This is a genomic window from Corallococcus llansteffanensis (assembly GCF_003612055.1).
Classification (GTDB): Bacteria; Myxococcota; Myxococcia; order Myxococcales; family Myxococcaceae; genus Corallococcus; species Corallococcus llansteffanensis.
In genome coordinates, this window is record NZ_RAWB01000723.1 from 1 (window position 1) to 4,424 (window position 4,424).

General features: G+C 72.0%; 4 protein-coding genes. 1 reads left to right on the forward strand and 3 read right to left on the reverse strand.

What is annotated here, in order from left to right:
* Window positions 1–66 precede the first annotated feature (66 nt).
* Window positions 67–858 (reverse strand): FRG domain-containing protein, encoded by a 792-nt coding sequence (locus tag D7V93_RS38945; protein WP_120648125.1) that lies wholly within the window; start codon window positions 856–858, stop codon window positions 67–69.
* Between the two features lie 167 nt (window positions 859–1,025).
* Window positions 1,026–1,262: a phage connector family protein gene (locus tag D7V93_RS38950; protein ID WP_120648126.1), complete on the reverse strand. Its 237-nt coding sequence runs from the start codon at window positions 1,260–1,262 to the stop codon at window positions 1,026–1,028.
* 277 nt (window positions 1,263–1,539) lie between these two features.
* Between D7V93_RS38950 and traC the strand changes: the two genes are divergently transcribed.
* A complete protein-coding gene (traC, locus tag D7V93_RS38955) occupies window positions 1,540–3,348 on the forward strand; it encodes an outer membrane exchange accessory lipoprotein TraC (protein WP_120648127.1) in 1,809 nt (602 codons plus the stop codon).
* An 89-nt stretch (window positions 3,349–3,437) separates the two neighbouring features.
* Here traC and D7V93_RS38960 read toward each other — a convergent pair.
* Window positions 3,438–4,424, reverse strand: a 987-nt coding sequence (locus D7V93_RS38960; RefSeq protein WP_147451569.1) for an MFS transporter, incomplete at its 5' end; no start/stop codon positions are given.

The following is a 4,424-nucleotide window of genomic DNA, read 5'->3' on the forward strand; positions in this document are numbered from 1 at the left end:
CCGCTCCACAGGAGACACCGACCCCCGCTCCACAGGAGACACCGACCCCCGCTCCGGCCCCCTGAACTACTGGGGCCGGGGGGCGTAGTAGCGGCGCAGCCAGCGGCTCAGGCCGTCCAGGCCGGGGAAGAGCACGCGCTCGGTGATGTTCGCCTGGTCCAACTTGTCCCGGACCTCCCACTTGAGCGACGCCGGCACGATGAGCCTCCGCACCCCCTGGTGCTGGTGCCCCAGGAAGTCGTTCAGGCTCAGCTCCGGCCCGTTCATCACCGAGAACAGCGCGAACTGGTTCACGATGCGCGCATCCAGCGACGGCGGCTCGAAGAACAACACGAACGGATGCTCCGCCAGGCCGTCGAACGTCAGCAGGTCTCCCGCCACCGTCGCCAGCATCTCCGCCGTGAACACGTCCGCGCCCTCCGTCCGCAGCTGCTCGCGCAGCGGCCGGGGCAGCTGCTGGTTCGTCTGGTGGTAGTCCACGCACCAGATGGCCCCGTCCTTGCCCGCGAACTCCTGACGCTCGGTCATGAAGTGCAGCGCCACGTACGGACTGAAAGTCCAGTCCAACAGCCGCGTCGGCATCCCGTGGTGCTGCGCCAGCGCCAGCCAGTCCCACACGGAGGACAGCTGCGCCGTGCCCGGCACGCCCCGCGCGTACTTGCGGAAGGCGCGCAGCAGGTCCCGCTCGTGCCGCACGAACGCACCCTGGCGGTTGAGCGCCGCCGACAGGTCCAGGCTCGCGTCCGGCACGCCCCGGAAGACGAAGCTCGTGCGGAACCGCCCCAGCGGCTCGTTCCAGGAGCCCCCGAACAACAGGTCCTGCAACTCCAACCATGATGTGACGTGCTGCTCCAGCATCCCGCCCCCTCGCCTCCGAAGGTGGTGCCTGCCCCGCGAGGCGTCAGCAGCCCGAAGGCCGGGAGCACGTCGAACGACGGGCGTCCCCAGGTCCGCTCCCTCCCCTTCCGGGAAGGCGCGGGCCCGGTCGGACGCCCGGTCACCTCAATCATATACGAAGACTTCGACTACGGCCGCCCGAAGTCGGCGGGCTGGGTGAAGGCATACGAACTGGCACCGGGTGCCTTGTCCGTCTGGAACAAGGGGCACTTGGCGCAGGTGAAGCTCTCCCAGTCCTCGCGGACCGCCACGTCGATGCAGCCTCCGTAGAAGCGGCAGTGGACGTTGCGGTACTCCTCGATGGAGAAGGAGTCAGCCCGCAGCGGGAGATGGAACTCGGTGGGTCGCGGCTGTGGACAAGGCATGTGTTTCTCTCTAGCCCCCCTCATGGGTGCTGATTCCCTCTACCGACTGGTGCGTCGCGTCATTCCCGAGCCCCGGGTACGCAGCCACTGAACGCCTGCACCCTGGCTCATCGCAGTCAGCAGAAGACCGTGTAGGTTTGAAACGCTCAAAAGGCAGAACAGCCTATGCACGTCGTGCGTCCCGGGCCCGTCCTGCCAGGATGTCTGCCTTCACGCAGGCCAGGCGGGCGGACGGGGACTGTCGGAATCTTCACCCTGGGAGGACTTTCCCGCGAAGATGCGGAATGTGAGCCCCCCCGTTCGAACCCCCCGTGTCCCGTCCCGCTGGCTGGGTGCCCTGGCCCTGGCCTCGCTCATCCTGCTCAGTGGCTGCTCCGCCTTCTCCCGCGCCGTGCGCGAGGGCGATGCCTCCACCAAGGAGCGCCACTGGGCGGAAGCGGAGGCGGCCTACCTGCGCGCCCTGGCCGCGGATCCGGAGGCCTCCGAGGTCACCGTGAAGCTGCGCGCGGTGCGCAAGGAGTGGGGCGCGGAGGTGTACCAGGAGGCCGGCGCCGCCCATGCGTCCGGGGACCTGCCGTCCGCCACCAAGCTGCTGGTGCGCGTGCTGGAACTGGACCCGGAGCATGACGGCGCGCGGGCGCTGCTCGCCCAGACGCTGGACGCGCGGGTGGGGGTGGCGATGGGGCTCTTGAAGGAGGAGAAGCTCCAGGATGCCCGCACGGAGCTGGACGCGGTGCTGGCCGTGGCCCCGGACCACGCGGGCGCGCGCAAGGGCGTGGACTCCGTGCAGGTGGCGTGGGCGAAGCGCTTCTTCGCCAGCGCGGAGACGCTGGAGAAGGCGGGCAAGCTGGGCAACGCGCTGCTCGCCTACGTGCGCGCGGACCAGGAGCGCGTGGGCGCCACCGCGGCCCGGGAGCGGGCGGAGGCGGTGCGGCTCAAGCTGCGCGACGAGGTGGCCTTCCTCGTGGTGGCCACGCCCGTGGACGACCAGGCGCAGGCGCCCGACGTCGCCCAGCGGCTGGGCGCGGGACGGCTGGCCGCGTTCCTGCCCACGCAGCTGCCCCTGAAGGTCGTGACGGAGGCGCCCCCGGGGCGGGTGGGCGTGAAGCTGGAGCTGGCCCTGGAGCGCGTGCTGCCCCTGAAGGCCGTGGAGGAGTCGCAGCGCTCCAAGCGCTACCTCGCGGGCAACCGCTCCGTGCCCAACCCCAAGCGCGGCCAGTTCGAGGCGAAGCTGCTGGAGACGGAGCGCACGCTGGAGACGGTGGAGCGCAAGCAGGCCGCGGTGCTGCGCGAGTACCTGCGCGCCCAGGTGGAGCTGGGCACGCTGCGCGACGCCGCCGAGCGGTGCCGCGAGCGGGAGAAGCGCGAGTGCCGCGAGGCCCTCCAGGAGTGCGGCGAGGAGGCCCGCGACGCGAAGAAGCCGGGCAGCCTGCCCGGGGAGTGCAACCCGGAGCGCTGCTCGGGGCAGTGCACCCAGGACGAGGGCCTGATGGTGCAGAAGGCCAAGGCGTCGCGCGTGCTGGAGGGCGCGGTGCAGGTGGCGCTGGACAAGGCGGAGACGCAGCGCTCGGAGGTGCAGCGCCAACGCGACGCCGTCTTCCGCGAGCCCATCACCGTGGAGGAGCCCATGTATTCGGACTTCGTCTACGACGTGCAGCTGCACCGGCTCACCGTGACGGCCACCGTGACGACGGTGATGCGCGACCTGCTCACGCCCCAGCAGGTGCCCGCGCCCAACACGCAGGACTACGCGGTGCTGCACGAGGACGTGGCCCACAAGGGCTATGACCGGTACGGCGTGCTCGCGGACCCCGTGCAGCTTCGCAACGAGCTGGAGCTGCGCGTGGACGCGGGCGACAAGGCCGTCGCCGACCTGGCCAAGCGCGTGAAGGAGCGCTTCGACGTGTACCGCGGCAAGCGCGTGGAGGACGCCCGGCGCGGCATGGTGCGCCCCGGCGCGGAGGACGTGGTGGAGACCGCCGTGCGCGCGCTGCTGCTCACCGCCGACGCGCCCCCCCAGGACGTGCTCCTGCCCGTCGCCCGCGCGCGCGGCCTCACGCGGCCCGAGGCCCTCCTGGGCAAGTAGTCAGGAGTCTCCGAGCCTGGGAGCCTGGGAGCCTGGGAGCCTGGGAGCCTGGGGGCGTCCGGGCCTCGCGGGCCCCGAGCCTCCGAGCTTCAGTCGAGGCTGGCGCTCATCTCCGGGCGCTCCAGCCGCAGCTCCTCCACCCGGCGGCGGCGGGTGCCCGCGATGGCGAGGTGCCAGCCTCCGGCGGCGAGCCCCAGCACCAGGCAGCCCCCCCACAGCGTGGGCGACCCGAAGCGTCCCAGCACGGCGCCCCCCAGCGCGGGGGCGATGCTGGACGCGAGCCCCCACATCATGTGGTACGCGCCCTGGTAGCTGCCGCGCAGCTGGGTGGGCGCCAGGTCCGCCACCACGGACGGCGCCACCGGCGACTGCGCGATCTCCCCCAGCGTCCACACCGCCACGGCGAACATCGCCCAGGGCACGCTCGCGGGCAGCGCATGCAGCCCGAAGCCCACCCCCGTCAGGAGGCCCGCGAGCGCCAGCGCGGTGGAGCGCCGCACCCGGCCGATGACGCGCGAGACGAACGGCTGCAGCGCGACGATGAGCACGCCGTTGACGGACATCACCAGGCCGTAGTCGCTGGCGCTCAGGCCCTGCGCGACCAGCGTCACCGGCAGGCTCATGTGGTTCTGGAAGAAGAGGAGGGCCAGCACGAAGATGGGCAGGCAGAAGGCCAGGTACACGCCGTCGCGGAAGGGCGTCAGCAGGTCCCCCAGCGTGTTGCTCGCCTGGCGCCCCGGCTCCGCCGCGGGCCGCGTCTCCGGGACGAGCGCCCAGACGCAGCAGCCATAGAGGAACGTGGTCACCGCGTCCGCGATGAAGAGCAGCCGGAAGCCCAGCGTCGCCAGCAGGCCCGCGAGCGGCAGGGCGATGGCGAAGCCCAGGTTGATGACCCAGTACAAGAGCCCGTACGCCCGCGCCCGGTCGCGCGGCGGCACCACGTCCGCGACGGCCGCCGACACCGCCGGGCGGTACAGCTCCCCCAGCAGGCCCAGCAGGAAGGCCGCGACCGCGATGCGCGGGAGCGTCTCCGAGAAGCCGATGAGCAGCATCGCGCCCGCGCCCGCCCACAGCCC

Bases quoted from the DNA above. Each gene is read 5' to 3' on its own strand.
- D7V93_RS38945 (WP_120648125.1), bottom strand. From the start codon at position 858: ATGCTGGAGCAGCACGTCACATCATGGTTGGAGTTGCAGGACCTGTTG.
- traC (WP_120648127.1), top strand. From the start codon at position 1,540: ATGCGGAATGTGAGCCCCCCCGTTCGAACCCCCCGTGTCCCGTCCCGC.
- D7V93_RS38950 (WP_120648126.1), bottom strand. From the start codon at position 1,262: ATGCCTTGTCCACAGCCGCGACCCACCGAGTTCCATCTCCCGCTGCGG.